General features: G+C 38.7%; 10 protein-coding genes and 1 other annotated feature. All 10 genes read right to left on the reverse strand.

The window, feature by feature from the left end; all coding sequences use genetic code 11:
* Nucleotides 1-307 precede the first annotated feature (307 nt).
* Nucleotides 308-4,150: a YadA-like family protein gene (locus VER_RS04660; protein WP_162099715.1), complete on the reverse strand. Its 3,843-nt coding sequence runs from the start codon at nucleotides 4,148-4,150 to the stop codon at nucleotides 308-310.
* Between the two features lie 514 nt (nucleotides 4,151-4,664).
* Nucleotides 4,665-6,752 (reverse strand): YadA-like family protein, encoded by a 2,088-nt coding sequence (locus VER_RS04665; RefSeq protein ID WP_162099716.1) that lies wholly within the window; start codon nucleotides 6,750-6,752, stop codon nucleotides 4,665-4,667.
* 1,127 nt (nucleotides 6,753-7,879) lie between these two features.
* Nucleotides 7,880-8,515, reverse strand: coding sequence for a serine O-acetyltransferase EpsC (gene epsC, locus VER_RS04670; RefSeq protein ID WP_162099717.1), 636 nt, complete (start codon nucleotides 8,513-8,515; stop codon nucleotides 7,880-7,882).
* Nucleotides 8,516-8,602: 87 nt separating this feature from the next.
* Nucleotides 8,603-9,523: a PLP-dependent cysteine synthase family protein gene (locus VER_RS04675; RefSeq protein WP_162099718.1), complete on the reverse strand. Its 921-nt coding sequence runs from the start codon at nucleotides 9,521-9,523 to the stop codon at nucleotides 8,603-8,605.
* 69 nt (nucleotides 9,524-9,592) lie between these two features.
* Nucleotides 9,593-9,877, reverse strand: a binding site (T-box leader).
* Nucleotides 9,878-11,078: 1,201 nt separating this feature from the next.
* The gene (locus VER_RS04680; RefSeq protein ID WP_162099719.1) at nucleotides 11,079-11,600 is read right to left on the reverse strand and encodes a hypothetical protein; all 522 of its coding nucleotides are present in this window, start codon (nucleotides 11,598-11,600) and stop codon (nucleotides 11,079-11,081) included.
* A gap of 722 nt (nucleotides 11,601-12,322) precedes the next feature.
* Nucleotides 12,323-12,883, reverse strand: a complete 561-nt coding sequence (locus VER_RS04685) for a GDSL-type esterase/lipase family protein (protein WP_162099720.1) — start codon at nucleotides 12,881-12,883, stop codon at nucleotides 12,323-12,325.
* Nucleotides 12,884-12,993: 110 nt separating this feature from the next.
* Complete coding sequence (gene queC, locus VER_RS04690; RefSeq protein ID WP_202922128.1) at nucleotides 12,994-13,695, reverse strand: 7-cyano-7-deazaguanine synthase QueC; 702 nt, start codon at nucleotides 13,693-13,695, stop codon at nucleotides 12,994-12,996.
* A gap of 272 nt (nucleotides 13,696-13,967) precedes the next feature.
* A complete protein-coding gene (hisC, locus tag VER_RS04695; RefSeq protein WP_162099721.1) occupies nucleotides 13,968-15,065 on the reverse strand; it encodes a histidinol-phosphate transaminase in 1,098 nt (365 codons plus the stop codon).
* Nucleotides 15,066-15,108: 43 nt separating this feature from the next.
* On the reverse strand, nucleotides 15,109-15,432 hold the full coding sequence (hisE, locus tag VER_RS04700) for a phosphoribosyl-ATP diphosphatase (RefSeq protein ID WP_162099722.1): 324 nt from the start codon (nucleotides 15,430-15,432) through the stop codon (nucleotides 15,109-15,111).
* A gap of 2 nt (nucleotides 15,433-15,434) precedes the next feature.
* Nucleotides 15,435-15,761, reverse strand: a complete 327-nt coding sequence (hisI, locus tag VER_RS04705; protein WP_162099723.1) for a phosphoribosyl-AMP cyclohydrolase — start codon at nucleotides 15,759-15,761, stop codon at nucleotides 15,435-15,437.
* Between the last annotated feature and the right edge of the window lie 12 nt (nucleotides 15,762-15,773).

The following is a 15,773-nucleotide window of genomic DNA, read 5'->3' on the forward strand; positions in this document are numbered from 1 at the left end:
ATCTACCAACGATTTAACGAAAGGGAGAAAGTAGATTATTCTATTCCTCAATGGGGAGATGGGCTTGCATGGAATGAACTTCATCGGAGCACAGAGTTTCCTACTTATTGGGATTAAAAACCAACACGTTTTGTCCTATAACCCTAAATATAGCAATAATGCGGCTTGAAGATGCTTATATATCTTCAAGCCGCATTAATAGTTTTAGGAGTTGTATTTCGTTACAGCCCCTTTTCTTATTCGTTGCAAACAGTAAATTGTAACCTTACCTTACATTTAATGTTCTTAACCGAATACCTATTTAATTTTATTTTTGAACTACTAATGCTTCTAACTTAGCCAAACGATCTTTTAAGGTTTCAATTTCTTCATTTTGTTTTTCTAAGGTATTCGCCATTTCAGATTTGCTCATGTTAGTATATGGCGAAGAATCACCAAAGCGGAAGGATACACCAGCATTATATTGATCATTGGAGTTACCAATTGTTGCCCCTAAACTGAACATTAAATCGTCATTTGCACGGTAAAACGCACCAAGAGCTGCTGCATGTTCGCCTTTGTAACCGCCAAAACCTACCGCAAAGTTCAGTTTATCATCAGAATCGAAATCCAATGGATGTAAAGCAGCAAGAGCAGCAGAGCCAGCAGCTACTTTATCTACACGGTTACTCAAACGATTCACAGCAGAACCTACGGAGTTAACTTTCTGGTCCACTGCATATAATTGACTACCATTAACAGCATCCATACTATCTGGCGCCATACGACCAGGTGCTACATTAGTAATCGTCTGATTATTAGCATTAATACCATCTTTGGTAATATATGTGTTACCACCCACTACAAGATTTTCAGTATTTACTGTATTAGTAGTGATGGAATCCCCCGTAATGGTGGTAGTATTACCAGTTTTTGGATTATTAATAGTAATGCCACCTTTATTGATAGTGGTGTTGCCACCAATAGTTGCTTCATCGGTGTTTAGATTTTTACCATTATTTTCAATAGCTTTATTAAGCTCTTCTAGGTCGCCCGCAATGCTTTCCGTAAGTTTACTTAATTGACCTTCGGTAGCCGCACGATCGTCTTTGATATCATAATTAGGATTATTAGTAATCCAATCGGTATTAGTAAGCCCTGAAATTTCACCTAATTTAGTACCATCATTAGCGGTGGTGCCATCAATTGTAATATTACCAACTTTTGCGTTTTCACCTAAACTTACTTTAGTAGAGCCATCAGCTTGAGCCTCTACTTTTACACCAGTTTTTTCATCGCCAACAATATTTAAACGAGCATTGCTACCATTTTCATCAGTAGTGATAAATTTATTGACATTTTCAATTGCTTTAGTCGCTGTAGCGTCTAAGCCGATGGTAACATTAGTTTCAGTTTCATTTCCTTGAACTGTTACCTCAGTAAAAGAGCCACCAATAAAGTTAACTTTTGACTGTGGTTTTACAGTGTTACTACCTATAATTTTTTTATCAGCATCCACACTTTGCAAAGTCCAAGATCCGGATGTAGCTAATAATTTATCAAATGCTGTTTTATCCAAGGACAACTTAATTCCATTATTACTAGCTTCAGTTACAATTGTGCCATCACCATTAATAGCTAATGTTCCATCAGATAGTTTAATGCTTCCTTTTGAATTTTCAGTTTTATCTTTTGGAATATCCCCAGAAATATTTAATGTAATATTATCAGCCGCATTACTAGCATTTTCTGCAAGAGATCTAACTGCCCTTAATTGTGCTACGTTAACTGCATCAGTCATTTCTGTACCAGCCGCTACATGAGTAATTTGACGAGTTACTTCACTATTAATTTTTTTACCGTCTTGTGATGCATCACGACCTACCGAAACCGCTCCATCAGTAGATACAAAGGCTGATACAATATGATTAATCGTTGCATCTATATTATTTAATTGAACCATAGACGCATCTAACTTATCACCTGCAGCATTTTTAGCATTTCTCGCCGCCTTATTAGAAGGATCTTGCTCATAAATGGCATTCAATCGATCATATTCAGCTTGTTGAGTAGCTACTGTTGTGGCCATCGTATCACGTTGCACCTTTAATCCATTGTATTGATCGCTCAAACCTACAACTTTTGCCACTTCATCAAGAGAAGTAAATTGAGAGCCAGTTAATGGATTATACCCTAACACCTTTCCTTCTGTAACCGCTTCAGACTTAGCCCCTAAAGCAACACCATTAGCAACAGTAACAGAGGTTGACGCGCCTAAACCAACACCATAATCCGCTTCTACACTCGCATCACTACCCATTGTAATGCCATAATTGCCTTTATCAACCTTAGCTCGATACCCCATAGCGATAGAGTTATTGGCAGCCTCTATACTAGATTTAAAACCTAGTGCTAAGCCATATTCCGAATTATTAACCTTTATGTCATAACCAAAAGCAGCACTCTCTTTAGAGTTTATTACTTTCGTCTGTCTACCAACTATTATCCCTGTATTAGAATTATTCATCTCATTTTCAGAACCTATAGCTACACCAGATACAGAGCCTATTACCTTAGAATTATAACCAATAGCTATGCCATGTTGTGAACTAGGTCCATTTTCTTTACCTGGCAACGGTTCACCTGGAACAACCGCCGCCTTAGGACCAATAGCTATAGCACGGTCTGACTGAGCACCAGAATTATCCTTATTTTCTGCTTCAGTGGAATTTACTGAAAAATATTTTACCGCCCCTAATTTATCTGTTACAGCTTTAGATAATGTAAGGTTTACAGACTGACCATCTTTAGCTACAGTAGTTGTAATATTACTATCACCGTTGATAGCCAATTGTTGAGTTACTAAATTTATCTTGCCAATAGCTGTCGCATCAGTTTTTAAATTGTCACCAACGAAGTTTAATGTAACCCCTTTTAATTGAGCTACGTTAACTGCATCTGTATCCTGTGTACCAGCGGCAACATCAGTAATTTGACGGGTAATACGAGCTTCTGTAATTTTACCATTTTTAACAACTGCATCGCGACCTACACTGACTGCGCCAGAAGTAGCTTTAAAGGCGGCTAGGGCATTGTCACGTTCTAAAATGGCATCGGTTAAACCTGGATTATCGTTACGCAATTTAATGATTTCATCAGATAGATCAGAGCGACGTTGACTAATTTCTTGAAGAGTTGCATTAACCGTTGCATCGCCTGTATATTTTGGATCACTATATTTGTATAATGCTTGTTCGTATTCTGCTTCTAATGCATTAGCTAGCATTGTTTTTTCTAAATAGATTGTATAAGCTGTGCCATAGTTACTGTAGAAGTTATCTACAATCGTTACAGCGGTACCACCAATGGCCGCTGCTAAGGCTTTATCATTGGCTTCACTAGTCCCTACAGCAGTAAAATCAGCTTTTGTTGGTACATAGCCATAACCATAACGCTCACGATTAGCAATGGAGCCATCACCAAGGGCTACTGCACCATGACTTTCTTCAGTGCCATAATAGCCAGCATTAATTTTTACGGATGCACCATTACCAATAGCGGTGCCACCACCAGCTACCGAGTTTTGACCAAGAACGACACCCGATAGAATTGAGTCGGATGAACCGCCAACCACAATACCTGATGTACTATGGGCTTTATTACCTAAGGCTACGCCATCATCGGACTGAAAAAGTCCACTCGGTTGTTTAAAGTCGGTAAGTCCACGCACGCCTACCATACTACCAACTACAGAACCAGTACCGATGGCAATACCGCCATCGGCTCTAGCATTCATGCCGATAGCTGTGCCATACCCAATGCCAACACTTTGTTTACCCATCGCTAGGGCCGTAGCATTGGCGAAGTTACTTACACCAATTGCTGTACCACTAAGGCGGGCTGTATTATATGCACCAATGGCTGTATTTAAATGCATCGTAAGACCATTTGTATCCGAAATTTGATTCCCTTTACCAATAGTAATGGCCGCACCTTTTTCAGGGGCTTTATCGTTAGCTGTAGGTACCGTTAAAATGATATCATCAATCCCTGTCGTATTATCGGTGCCTCTATTGGCCGCTAACACATCACTTACCCACGTAGATGATCCTACTAAAGCAGCTACTGCTGCTAGCACTACAAACTTTTGCTTTTTGCTTTTCACTTTCATAAGACAAGACTCCTTTGAACATAAAATCACAATAACCATTACACCACACAACCAATGTGTAATTATTATGCCTCTAACTATCAAAATAATACTGCCATTAATCAAGAGGCGTTGATTCCTTACATTAAAGTTCATATAAAACTCAATTCAGCAATCAACAGGCATAAAGCTATCCAATATATGCTTTATAAAAAAAGCATATCATAAAAGTCCCCCCCCACAAGACATTGAGTTTAAATATTTTAATCTTATCTTCATATTTGATTTTTGCAAAATCAGTTTCAAAATCTATATATTTAAATATATAGGCAATCGCTAAGTATGTGCTTTATTGCTCACTTAATTAGCCAACCTTCGACCATATAATTCCTATATAAAAAATGCAGCCAAGCCTTATTTTTATTTAGTAATAAAGATAAGTATTGACTGCATATTTCATCATGCTTATTTAGTTTTCAATTATAACGATTTAATAATGTTTTAATCGTTAAACGACTTAAAAGACTTAAACAAATTAACCTTTAATTAATGCTTCTAACTTAGCCAAACGTGCTTTCAAATCTTCGTTATCAGCTTGTAAAGATGCTACATTGTTTTTCAAAGTATTATTATCAGCCTTCAATGTATTCATTTCTTTATCTTGGCTTTCTAATTTAGTAGCCATAGCAGATTTGCTCATACGAGTGTATGGAGAGGATTCACCAAATTTGAAGGATACACCTGCATTGTACTGGTTGTCAGAGTTACCAATAGCAGCCCCAATATTGAACATTACGTTTTCGTTAGGACGATAGAACGCACCAAGTGCTGCTGCTTGTTCACCTTTATAAGCACCAAAGCCTACTGCGAAGGATACTTTGTCATCCGCATCGAAATCCAATGGATGTAACGCAGCAAGAGCAGCAGAGCCAGCAGCTACTTTATCTACTCGGTTGCTCAAACGATTTACAGCAGAACCTACATTGTTAACACCTTGTGCAACTTCATTTAATTGATTCATGTTAACTGCATCTGTGCCATTAACACCAGGTGCTACGTCAGTAATCGTTTTATTACCAGCATTTAAACCATTTTCAGAGATGTAGGTATTACCACCAACTACTACTTTATCAGCATTTACTGTACCTGTAGTAACAGAGTCGCCAGTAATCTTTGTAGAACCTTCGCCATTAGGGTTCTTTACTGTAATGCCATCTTTATTAATAGTTGTATTGCCACCGATTGTTGCTTCTTCTGTATTTAAGCTTGTGCCAATACCAGATACAGTATCAGCTAAGCCCTTTAATTGGCCTTCAGTAGCAGCACGGTCTGCTTGAATGTTGCTTGGATCCCAAGTTGTATTGGTTAAACCTGTAATAGCGCCCTTGCCATCTTTACCGTCAATAGCGACTTGACCTACCGATACTTTATCATCTAAACCAACAACTGTGTTGCCATCTTTGTCAGTACGTACGGAAATACCGTCTTCGCTCTTAACATTTAGCTTTAAGTTACCATTTGGATCCATGATTTTATCAATCTTATCAAGTTTGTCGCCTACAGCGCCTGTAATAGCGTCAGTAAGTTTAGCAGAATCAAGACTTAAGCTAATTCCTGCATCAGTCGCTTTCGTGACAATAGTGCCATCACCAGTAATCGCTAATGGTGTATCTTTTAATTTAATAGCTCCAGTAGAAGAATTATCACCATTAATATTTAATGTTACATCCCCTGCTGCAGCGGCTGCACCATTCGCCAATGAAACAACTTTCTTTAACTGTGCCACGTTCACCGCATCCGTATCTGCAGTACCAGCTGCCACATTGATAATCTGACGAGTCAATTGACCAGCTTGACCAGATTGACCAACAGAAACTGCACCGCCCACAGACTTCCAAGTTGCGGATGTTAAGTTAGAGCTTTGACCTGTCAATGGGTCGTAACCAACAGAACCAGCAGCACGATCAGCTACAGATTCCCAGCCTAATGCTACAGAGCTAACAGCTGAAGCTTTTGCTGCTGCACCTATCGCCATGGACACATCACCTGTAGTTGTTGCTTGATCGCCTATAGCAATAGAGCTTCTAATCTTAGCATTGGCCTGACTACCAATGGCAATGGTTTGCGGCCCTTCAGCTTTTGCGTTAGTACCAAGGGCTACGGATTTAGTATCAGATGCTGAGGTATTATCCCCAATAGCTACTGCATAACCATTAGCATACGCATTTTGCCCTATCGATATACTTAAGCTACCATGAGATACAGTGTTTGTACCGATTGCTATGGCATCCTTCTCATCAGTGAATGCATTATTACCAATAGCAACCGCATTCATAGCATCCGCCTTTGCGTCAGTGCCAATAGCAACAGCAGCATTACCAGCTACATGGCTACTTTTACCAATTGCGATGGACTGATTATACGCTGCCCGAGCGTCTTCACCGATAGCGATAGAATCTTCTGAAGAAACCGATGCATTCGAGCCCTTTCCAAGAGCTACACCTCTACCGTCACCAACTACATTCGCGGCAGCCGCCCAAACAGATGTTGTTAATCCACCAGTCACTGCTGTTACTGCTAATACTAAACCTAATTTTTTTAAATTCTTTAAATTTTGAGACATAAAGAGCCCCTTTCCGACTAAATCACTACATTTCGTCACACAATACTGCTAATTTCTCATTGTTTTCCGCTAAAATAAAATCTTTATTTTAGCAATAATACTTAAGGCCTTAACCAACTTAATTAATTCAGATTCAATTAAGCTAATTAAATATTCATATAAACCTCAATTTAGCAATTAACATCCTTAAAGTTGACCAATGCATGCCTTATAAAAGAATCATATCACAAAAGTCCCCCCCACAAGACATTATATTTAATTTTTTTAATATTATCTTCATGTTTGATTTTTATCTAGGCCATTTCAAAATCTATATATTTAAGTATATAGATAATAGCTAATCATTTGCTTTAGTATCCAGTAATTTAATCTAAAATATAGTAATATAATCCTTATATAAAAAATGCAGCCAAGCCTTATCTTCATTTATATAATAAAGATAAGTATTGACTGCATATTTCATCATGCTTATTTAGTTTTCAATTATAACGATTTAAGAATGTTTTAATCGTTAAACGACTTAAAGGACTTAAACGAATTAGCCTTTAATTAATGCTTCTAACTTAGCCAAACAAGCTTTTAAATTTTCATTATAGGCTTATAAAGAAAACAGTCAAAATGCACTCAATAACCCAAAATAGTCTTTTTATAGTGGACAATGTCAAATTTTGTACTTTCTCCGTGTAAAACCCTTTCAAAATAGTATGTTTTTAAATTTGACGCAATCCACGCTCCGTGTACTTGCATTTATTTTTTACACGAATCGTGTAATCGCATAATTAGATTATAAAGAAAAACTGCCACTTTGCATTATCTAATGCAAAGCAGCAGTTCTTATATCTGTTCAAATGATTCTCTTCTCTTTTTTATCAACCCCTCAGGTCTAAGGCCCCGCTAAGTCCTGAGGGTATTTCACCCAATATATGACGACTTAGGTCGTTTCATCTAAAACGAGATTGTCACATCCACATATATTATACATATATTACATATATTACATATATTATACATTATGCCTACACTATATATAGCCAACAAAAGCAACACGAGCCTTGTGTTAATAGCAGTATTAAGTAAACAAGGTTACCCGCCTCATTATTATTTATATATAGGTAAAATATATTGTTTTAAATGAACCAAGCCATATCGTCGGTCATGTCTTTTGGGGTGAAGGCTACTTTATGGCGCGGCATGTGCTTACGCGTATGACTGTCTACCAAATGAATAGTAGAACGAATCTTACGAACCACAATGTTTTCCGGTTCTGTTTCATAAATAACCACATTCTCAGGTACATCTCGTTTAATAACAAGATTACAACCTATCCGGCTACCACTACCGACCATAATGTCGCCTAGTACTTTCGTACCCGCACCAATGAGTACATCATTGCCCACGGTAGGATGCCGCTTCACTCGCTTCGAACTCATACCACCAAGGGTTACGCCATGGAATAACGTTACATTATCGCCTACAATGGCAGTTTCACCAATCACGACACCCATGCCATGATCGATAAATAACCCTTTGCCAATTTGAGCACCTGGATGTATTTCAATCCCCGTTACGTGGCGGGAATGCAAAGCAATCCGTCGCGCTAATAATTTATAGCCGCGCTTATATAAACGATGCGCAAAGAAATGCCAGAACAAGGCCGTAATATGTGGATAGGTCCACAGTACCATCAATACCGAAGTCGCTGCCGGATCTGACTCCATTACGCGCTTAATATTATAGCGAATCGATTGCCAAACTTCTTTCATACATCCTCCTAGCCAGTGAAACCCCTAGCCCCTAAAACTATACACAACCTTATGTATGGTCTGACTCTCTCTCAATCAAACCTATCATTAGGCTTTTACATATTCTACATCATCAAATTCAAGCATAGATAAGTATTTTTCAACGCCATCTGGAGCAATCGCTACTACTGGTACGCCAGGATTTTTAGCAGCTAAGTCTTTTGCTACTTTAATAGCTGCGCCAGCAGAAATACCAATGCTAATACCGCTTTCACGCATGAATGTCTGTACTTGCGCAATAGCGTCATCATCCATTACAGTTACTACTTCATCCATAAGGGATTTATCAAAGTTTTCTGGAATGAAGCCAGCCCCAATCCCTTGGATTTTATGAGCGCCACCTTTACCTTCAGAAATCATTGGCGAACCAGCTGGTTCAACAGCAACTGCTTTTACATTTGCATTGTGTTCTTTTAATTTACGAGCTACCCCTGTGAAAGTACCACCAGTACCTACACCAGCTACCACAATACCTACATTAGGTACTTGTTCAATAATTTCAGTAGCCGTTGTTTCATAGTGAATACCAGGGTTAGCTGGGTTGACGAACTGACCTAAGGTAACAGCACTTGGGTTAGCATCTAAAATTTCTTGTGCTTTAGCTAGCGCACCTTTCATACCCGTTGCTTTTGGTGTCAAAATAAGTTGAGCCCCATAAGCTTTTACTAATTCACGACGTTCTTTACTCATACTTTCAGGCATTAAAATCACTACTTTAATGCCTAAAACAGCCCCTAACATAGCTAAGGCAATCCCTGTATTACCAGATGTTGCTTCCACTAAAATTGTATCTGGTTTAATTAAACCTTTTTCCTGCGCATCACGTAACATGCCATATACAGCACGGTCTTTAACACTACCGCCAGCATTGTATTTTTCTAATTTTACAAATACATTAGAATTGCCAATCTGGTACACTGGTGTGTTACCAATTAATTGTAATGTGTCATTTACAGGTTTTGTACTCATGTTAATCATCGTTCCTTTCTCTTAGAGTATCTCTCAGCTCTAATAAAAAAAGCCCTTGGTCACTTCGTGACCAAGGGCGATATATCGCGGTTCCACCTTGTTTTATTTGATCGTGCGCACAACCAAACCTCTACTGTACAGGTCAAACAATGTTCTCCAGAAATCTATTTCTCATTGATCAACTGTATACAGATTCGCTGTAACGGGCGACACCCGAAAAGGACTCCCCTAGCAAACTAGCTTTGCCCTTATAGCTCCGAGATGCACTTCCACATACTTTCTATGACCCGCTTCCACCATCCGGGCTCGCTGCACATAAAGCAATATGTGTACTTTTCTCTTCCTCACTATGATTCCTATTCAAATCATATGCCTACTATAACACTATGAATTAAAAGTGTCAACTGCGAAATATAACTTTTTGATTTTATTACAATATTAACTGACTGGCACCAAGCTTTTTGATAAAACCTGCTTAAGAAAGAACAGTCTATTTTCATAGACTGCTTTCCTGTTATACATATATAAATTTATGCTCGGTATAACCAATCGTAAGTAATATCCCTGCCGGACATAAATAAAGCAAGACTACAGGGCCTGTAATTCCCGGTCAATAGCATAGCTAACTACTGGCTCTTCACAGGCCAAAGCCTCACTGTAAGCTATCCCCTAACATACCGCGTATGCTGTATTACACTCTCCGAAATAATCTTACCTACCATCTATTCGTGCTGGTCTAATACAAGAACTGATAGCTTTGAAATCTAAATCAATTATAGCAAACCTTTTGTGTATAAGGAATATCAAAAATGAATTTTCTACATAAATAGTCGTATCAATTCTGCATAATACAAGGCTAAAATAGCTCTTTCTCGTAAAAATTAAAGTTCATTTTCTCATTTAGAGCGCTTTCAAATTCCTAGTAAATTACTTCCTGCTCTACGACTAAAGCATTACTAAGGTATATCTAACATTTTCAAAACGTCCTAAAAAGGTCAAAAATAGCGATTCTAGAGCATTTTTTCTTACATTGTTATTAGACGTTATACAAATTTTTTCAGGCAGTCCACTGACGGTCACACAGAGTATGACTATCAATACACATATATTACTTAAACTCATACTATACTTGACTTTGCATATCATGCTTGGCTTCGCATATCATGTTTAACTTTGCATATCATGCTCGACTTTACATAGCATGATTGACTTTGACAACCTGTCTATTCGTTAGTCCTTCCGTATCCTAAGTATGCGCTTGCCACAAATAAAAAGGGCTACTGTCCAGAATTAGCCTGTTACCGCTGATTCTGTAGTAGCCCTTTATAGCATTGTAGTTTGTAAAGTACTCACGAATTACTGTACGTACTAAATAATATATACTCTCTATTTAATGGAATGTGTATTTTATTTGTGTTAAGCACTGTTAAGTACTATGTTTTATGTGTGTGTTAAGTATTGTGTGTTGTGTGTATTTTAGTATTGTGTGTTGTGTGTTGGTGTTTAGTTTACTGTGTGTATCTGTGAGTGGTCTATTTACAATGAGGATTGTAAATTAAGCAAAGATACCAGTTTGATGTGGTTTTTCAGGATTTACAGGTGCTGGTTTATTAGTTTCTTTTTTAGGTGGTAATGGTTTCTTATCTTCTGGCTTTACCTTTTTGACTTCGCTAGCTTTTCGTTGCTCATAATCTTTAGCTAACGCCACTTTACGTTTTTCCTTTGTATCAGCTGTTACTTTTTGCTGATTATTATCTTTTACTACATTAACCGGTTGTGCCCCTGGTTCATTACCAGGCTTCACTTGATCTTGTTGGTTATTAGTAGGTGCTACTACATGTTGATTATTAGTAGGTTCTGCTACATGTTGGTAATTAATAGGTGCTGCTACATTAGGACGATTGGCTTGGTTAGCCTTTGTCTGATTGTCTTTGTTTTGATCTGCTTGTTGCCAAATAGCACCATTAACTTGACCTTTAACTTCGTTAAAATCTTGAGCATTTACTAATACGCCGAAAGAGTTGGCCCATAAAGTGACCGCCGCGATAGGCACCATTAATACAAATTTACGTTTCATAACTATACCTCCTAGTACAAAAATATGCATAATTTTACAATCATATAGGGTAACTTACATCCCTAAACAGTCTCTATATTTCGTTGTCATTTGCTAACCAATGTTTAGCATGTGTACATATTAACGCCATTTTGTGAGGTCTATGTGAATTTTCTCATGAACTTTTTGTGAACTTCTTCATAATTCTAATTCTAAAGGCAAGATGAATAATTATACTAAAACTAAAAAAATCTAATAGCTTATAACTATCAGATTTGGCTTATAACTATTAGATGTAAGACTTAGAACTCGGCTCCATATATCACATCATACCCTATGTAATTATTGTTACAAATCACTACATTCTGCACTAAATCATCTATAAAAAGAAAAGTGCCGTTGCCCTTAGGGAGGAGGCAACGGCAAGTTGTTCGTACATATCTGTACTCACGATTAGGTATAGGTATTTAGAGGTTTAACAAGTGGACTCACTCATAAACAGTTCCGGGATAAAGAATTGCTTTGAGCTGTAACGCCAGTTCTGAATAACTTTTAGTTACTGTTCCCTTGTTATGAACCCATTATAGCATGTAAATCTAAAAAGTTCAATACATAAAATTTATTTTTTTCGATTTAATTTAAATTTTTCCATATACATTATATATATCTTACCTAAAAAAGGCTTAACCATAGGCTTACTAAGTGTGTTTATCCCCTTTTCAACTTAGGCTTACTAACCGTATTTATCCCCTTTTTAACTTAGGCACCAATACGGCTAACGCCGTTTCAAACATATACCGATACCCTAATTCATTAGGATGTACATCCCCTGCATAGAGCAATTCGCCTCGCTCATCAGCCGCTGCAATGGTCGCATAAAAATCGAAGTACGCTAGGCTTTGACTTTCACAATACGCCTTTAACGCCGTATTATATGCCACCAACACCGCATCATCCCCCTCTGGATCGCAGTCAATCTGCGGTGCCAAGCCAAGGATAACTTCAGCACCCGTCTTTTGAATCCGTTTCACCGACCGTAGTAAATTAAAATAACAATCTTCCGCCGTGCGGCCATGCAAAATATCATTAGTCCCGCCCATAAGACATACTATATCATAGGACTGAGCTGTCAAAGCGCGGTCTACATGATTAAAAATGGCCTGCAAGGTAGCACCATCAACCCCTGCATTTACAAATTTTGCCGCCTGGCCCCAATGAGCCTGCAATAATTCTACCCAACCTTTGCCGTAAGGCACATCATAACCACGAGTTAAACTATCACCAATACATAATATATTCTTCATCGTATCACCTGCTTCGTTTCACCTGTTCCAGTCTTTGTTTCTCCTAGACCATCTTTCGTTTTCCCACTTCTCCTCTTCCTTCCCCTTGTCAGTGTACCTAACATCGCCCCTTACATCTTAGCGCCTTTCAAAAGAGGATCTACAGTGCCATTGAGTTCAAAGGCTTTAATGCGGTCAATGCAAGTACCACAAGTGCCACAAGGCGTGTCGCCCCCTTCATAGCAACTCCAAGTCAACTCATACGGCACCTTAAGTTCCAAACCGACCTTCACTAATTGTGCCTTATTCTTAGCTGCAAAAGGAGCTACTACCTGCACCTTATCATAGGTACCAATAGAAATCGCTTTTGCCATAGTATTGACGAATTCTTCACTGCAATCGGCATAGGCGTTACCAGCCGCATCATCGGCATGAGCGCCTAAATAAATCTGCACTGTATCGTCTGGAAACAGGCTCATACCCAAACTAGCCACAGCAGATAGCATCAAGCCATTGCGAAACGGCACATACGTATTTACCATGCCTTCCCCTTGTTCTTCAATTTGCTCAGCATAGCTCTTGTGAATAATCTCCTCGGTAGAGCCTTGTAACAAGGAGCAATTAGAATATTTTAAAATCTGTGATACATCTAATTCATAATGAGGCACCTCATAATAAGTAGCAATATTACGCGCACACTGCAATTCTTTATCATGTTTTTGCCCATAAAAAATAGACACCGCCGCCACATTTTCTTTGCCCAACTGATCAATGGCTAGCGCCAAGCAAGTGGTAGAATCAACGCCACCACTAGACAATACAATCGCTTTCATAATAACATCCTTCCCAGCTATCGCTTACAGTCTTCCTAGCTATCACTTACAAGCTTTTCAGCTATCCCTTGCCATATTGATTAACCATTAGTTAACTATTAGTTAGCTATTAATTACTTATTACTTACTATTAGTTAGCTATTAATTACTTATTACTTACTATTAGTCAACTATCCTTACGCCCACTAATATATACAATAAAAGTAAAAAGTAGCTAAAATAAGGGCGAATCTTCTTCGATTGCCCTTATCTATTACTCTATTATTATCATATCACATGGTGCAAGTCCCTAAAAACTGTCCCAATAATTGTTGCATCGCTTTACAATCCTCAGCTTGGCCAATAGTAATACGTAGCCATTGAGGTCTAAGTCCCATGCGGACTTGGTAGCCAGCCCGTAGCCACATATCAGCCACAGCCTTCGCCTCTTCTGGGGACTTAAATTCTACAAATAAAAAGTTTGCTTCACTAGCATAATAATGGAGTCCCCACTGCATAAGACAAGCTTCCCAGCTATCGCGCGCTACTGCATTAGCCGCCACTACGTGACGAATAAACGCTTGATCGCCTAACGCCGCTTCCGCCGCCACTTGTGAAACGCTATTTAAGTTATATGGCAAACGAATGGTCTGCACATAATTCACCAGTCCTTGTCCTAATACTAAATACCCCACGCGGTAATTAGCTAAACCATAGGCTTTGGAAAAGGTACGCATAATCCCTATATTTTCAAATTCAGCCAATAAAGGGAGCGCACTTGGTGCTTCAACAGAGGTAACAAATTCAATATAGGCCTCATCTATAAGCACCAAAACCTCCTTAGGTATTTGCTTCATAAATTTACGAATAGCCTCCACAGATACATAGGTACCTGTTGGATTATTAGGATTGCAAAGCCACACTAATTTTGTCGTTTCATCAATAGCGGCTACCATTCCGTCTAAATCAGTAGCCCCCGTCACTTCATTACAAGGTACGCCTTTTATAATCGCCCCTTCTAACTGACCATTGAGAGCGTATTCTGAAAAGGTCGGCGTACTAATAACGATAGAGTCGCCGGCAGTCAAAAAGGCACGACTTAATAAAGTAATCACTTCATCCAGCCCTACACCAATGACTAAAGATTCGGCTGGCACTTTAATAAAATCGGCAATAGCCGTGCGGAGCGAAGCAGCATAGCTATCAGGATATTGACTGCTGTCATGACTGCACACATACGCTAAGACAGCCTCTTTTACCTGTGGCGATGTGCCATAAGGATTTTCATTGGCCGAAAAACGAACCAATTTCGTTAACCCTAACCGTTCTTTTAAACGACTAATTGGTTCCTCTGGAATATAAGGTTTTAATTGTTGAATACTCTCTTTCATAGCCAATCCTTTCTAGCACGTACATTATCTATATACCTATAGCTTATAAATTTTCAATTTTAGGGCGATCGGTGGTCTTGCTTACCAACCCTTCGCGACGCGCTAATTCTTCAGTAATCGCTTCATAAGGAACCCCTTTTTCAACTAACAATACGAGCAAATGATAGAGTAAATCCGCCGTTTCACTCACCAACTCATCGGTCCCCTCATTCTTAGCTGCAATCACTACTTCGGTCGCTTCTTCGCCAACTTTTTTTAGAATTTTATCCAACCCTTTAGTAAATAAATAATTGGTATAAGACCCTTCTTTAGGCGCTTCTTTGCGGTTTTGAATAATATCATATAATTCAACTAATTCTTGTGCCATTCTTAGTTCTCTCCTTCCAAAGGGATTGTGTTAAAAAAACAACTCCTAGCCCCAGTATGACAAGCAGGCCCCTTAGGAATCACTTCTAGTAACAGGGTATCGCCATCACAATCTAAGGCGGCTCGAACTACTTGTTGCGTATGCCCACTAGTGCCACCTTTGTGCCATAATTCTTGACGGGAACGGGACCAAAACCAGGTTTCTTTAGTCTGTAAAGTTCGCTCATAACTGGCTTCATTCATCCAGGCCACCATGAGCACTTCTTTCGTATTCGCGTCAACCACTACGGTGGGCAATAGGCCTTGTCCTTTTGCAAAATCAGGTGTCACCCATCTTACTCC

This window comes from Veillonella sp. R32 (genome assembly GCF_010093125.1).
Classification (GTDB): domain Bacteria; phylum Bacillota; class Negativicutes; order Veillonellales; family Veillonellaceae; genus Veillonella_A.

Coding starts and splice junctions, on each gene's coding strand:
- VER_RS04660 (WP_162099715.1), bottom strand. CDS start 4,150: ATGAAAGTGAAAAGCAAAAAGCAAAAGTTTGTAGTGCTAGCAGCAGTA.
- VER_RS04665 (WP_162099716.1), bottom strand. CDS start 6,752: ATGTCTCAAAATTTAAAGAATTTAAAAAAATTAGGTTTAGTATTAGCA.
- epsC (WP_162099717.1), bottom strand. CDS start 8,515: ATGAAAGAAGTTTGGCAATCGATTCGCTATAATATTAAGCGCGTAATG.
- VER_RS04675 (WP_162099718.1), bottom strand. CDS start 9,523: ATGAGTACAAAACCTGTAAATGACACATTACAATTAATTGGTAACACA.
- VER_RS04680 (WP_162099719.1), bottom strand. CDS start 11,600: ATGAAACGTAAATTTGTATTAATGGTGCCTATCGCGGCGGTCACTTTA.
- VER_RS04685 (WP_162099720.1), bottom strand. CDS start 12,883: ATGAAGAATATATTATGTATTGGTGATAGTTTAACTCGTGGTTATGAT.
- queC (WP_202922128.1), bottom strand. CDS start 13,695: ATGAAAGCGATTGTATTGTCTAGTGGTGGCGTTGATTCTACCACTTGC.
- hisC (WP_162099721.1), bottom strand. CDS start 15,065: ATGAAAGAGAGTATTCAACAATTAAAACCTTATATTCCAGAGGAACCA.
- hisE (WP_162099722.1), bottom strand. CDS start 15,432: ATGGCACAAGAATTAGTTGAATTATATGATATTATTCAAAACCGCAAA.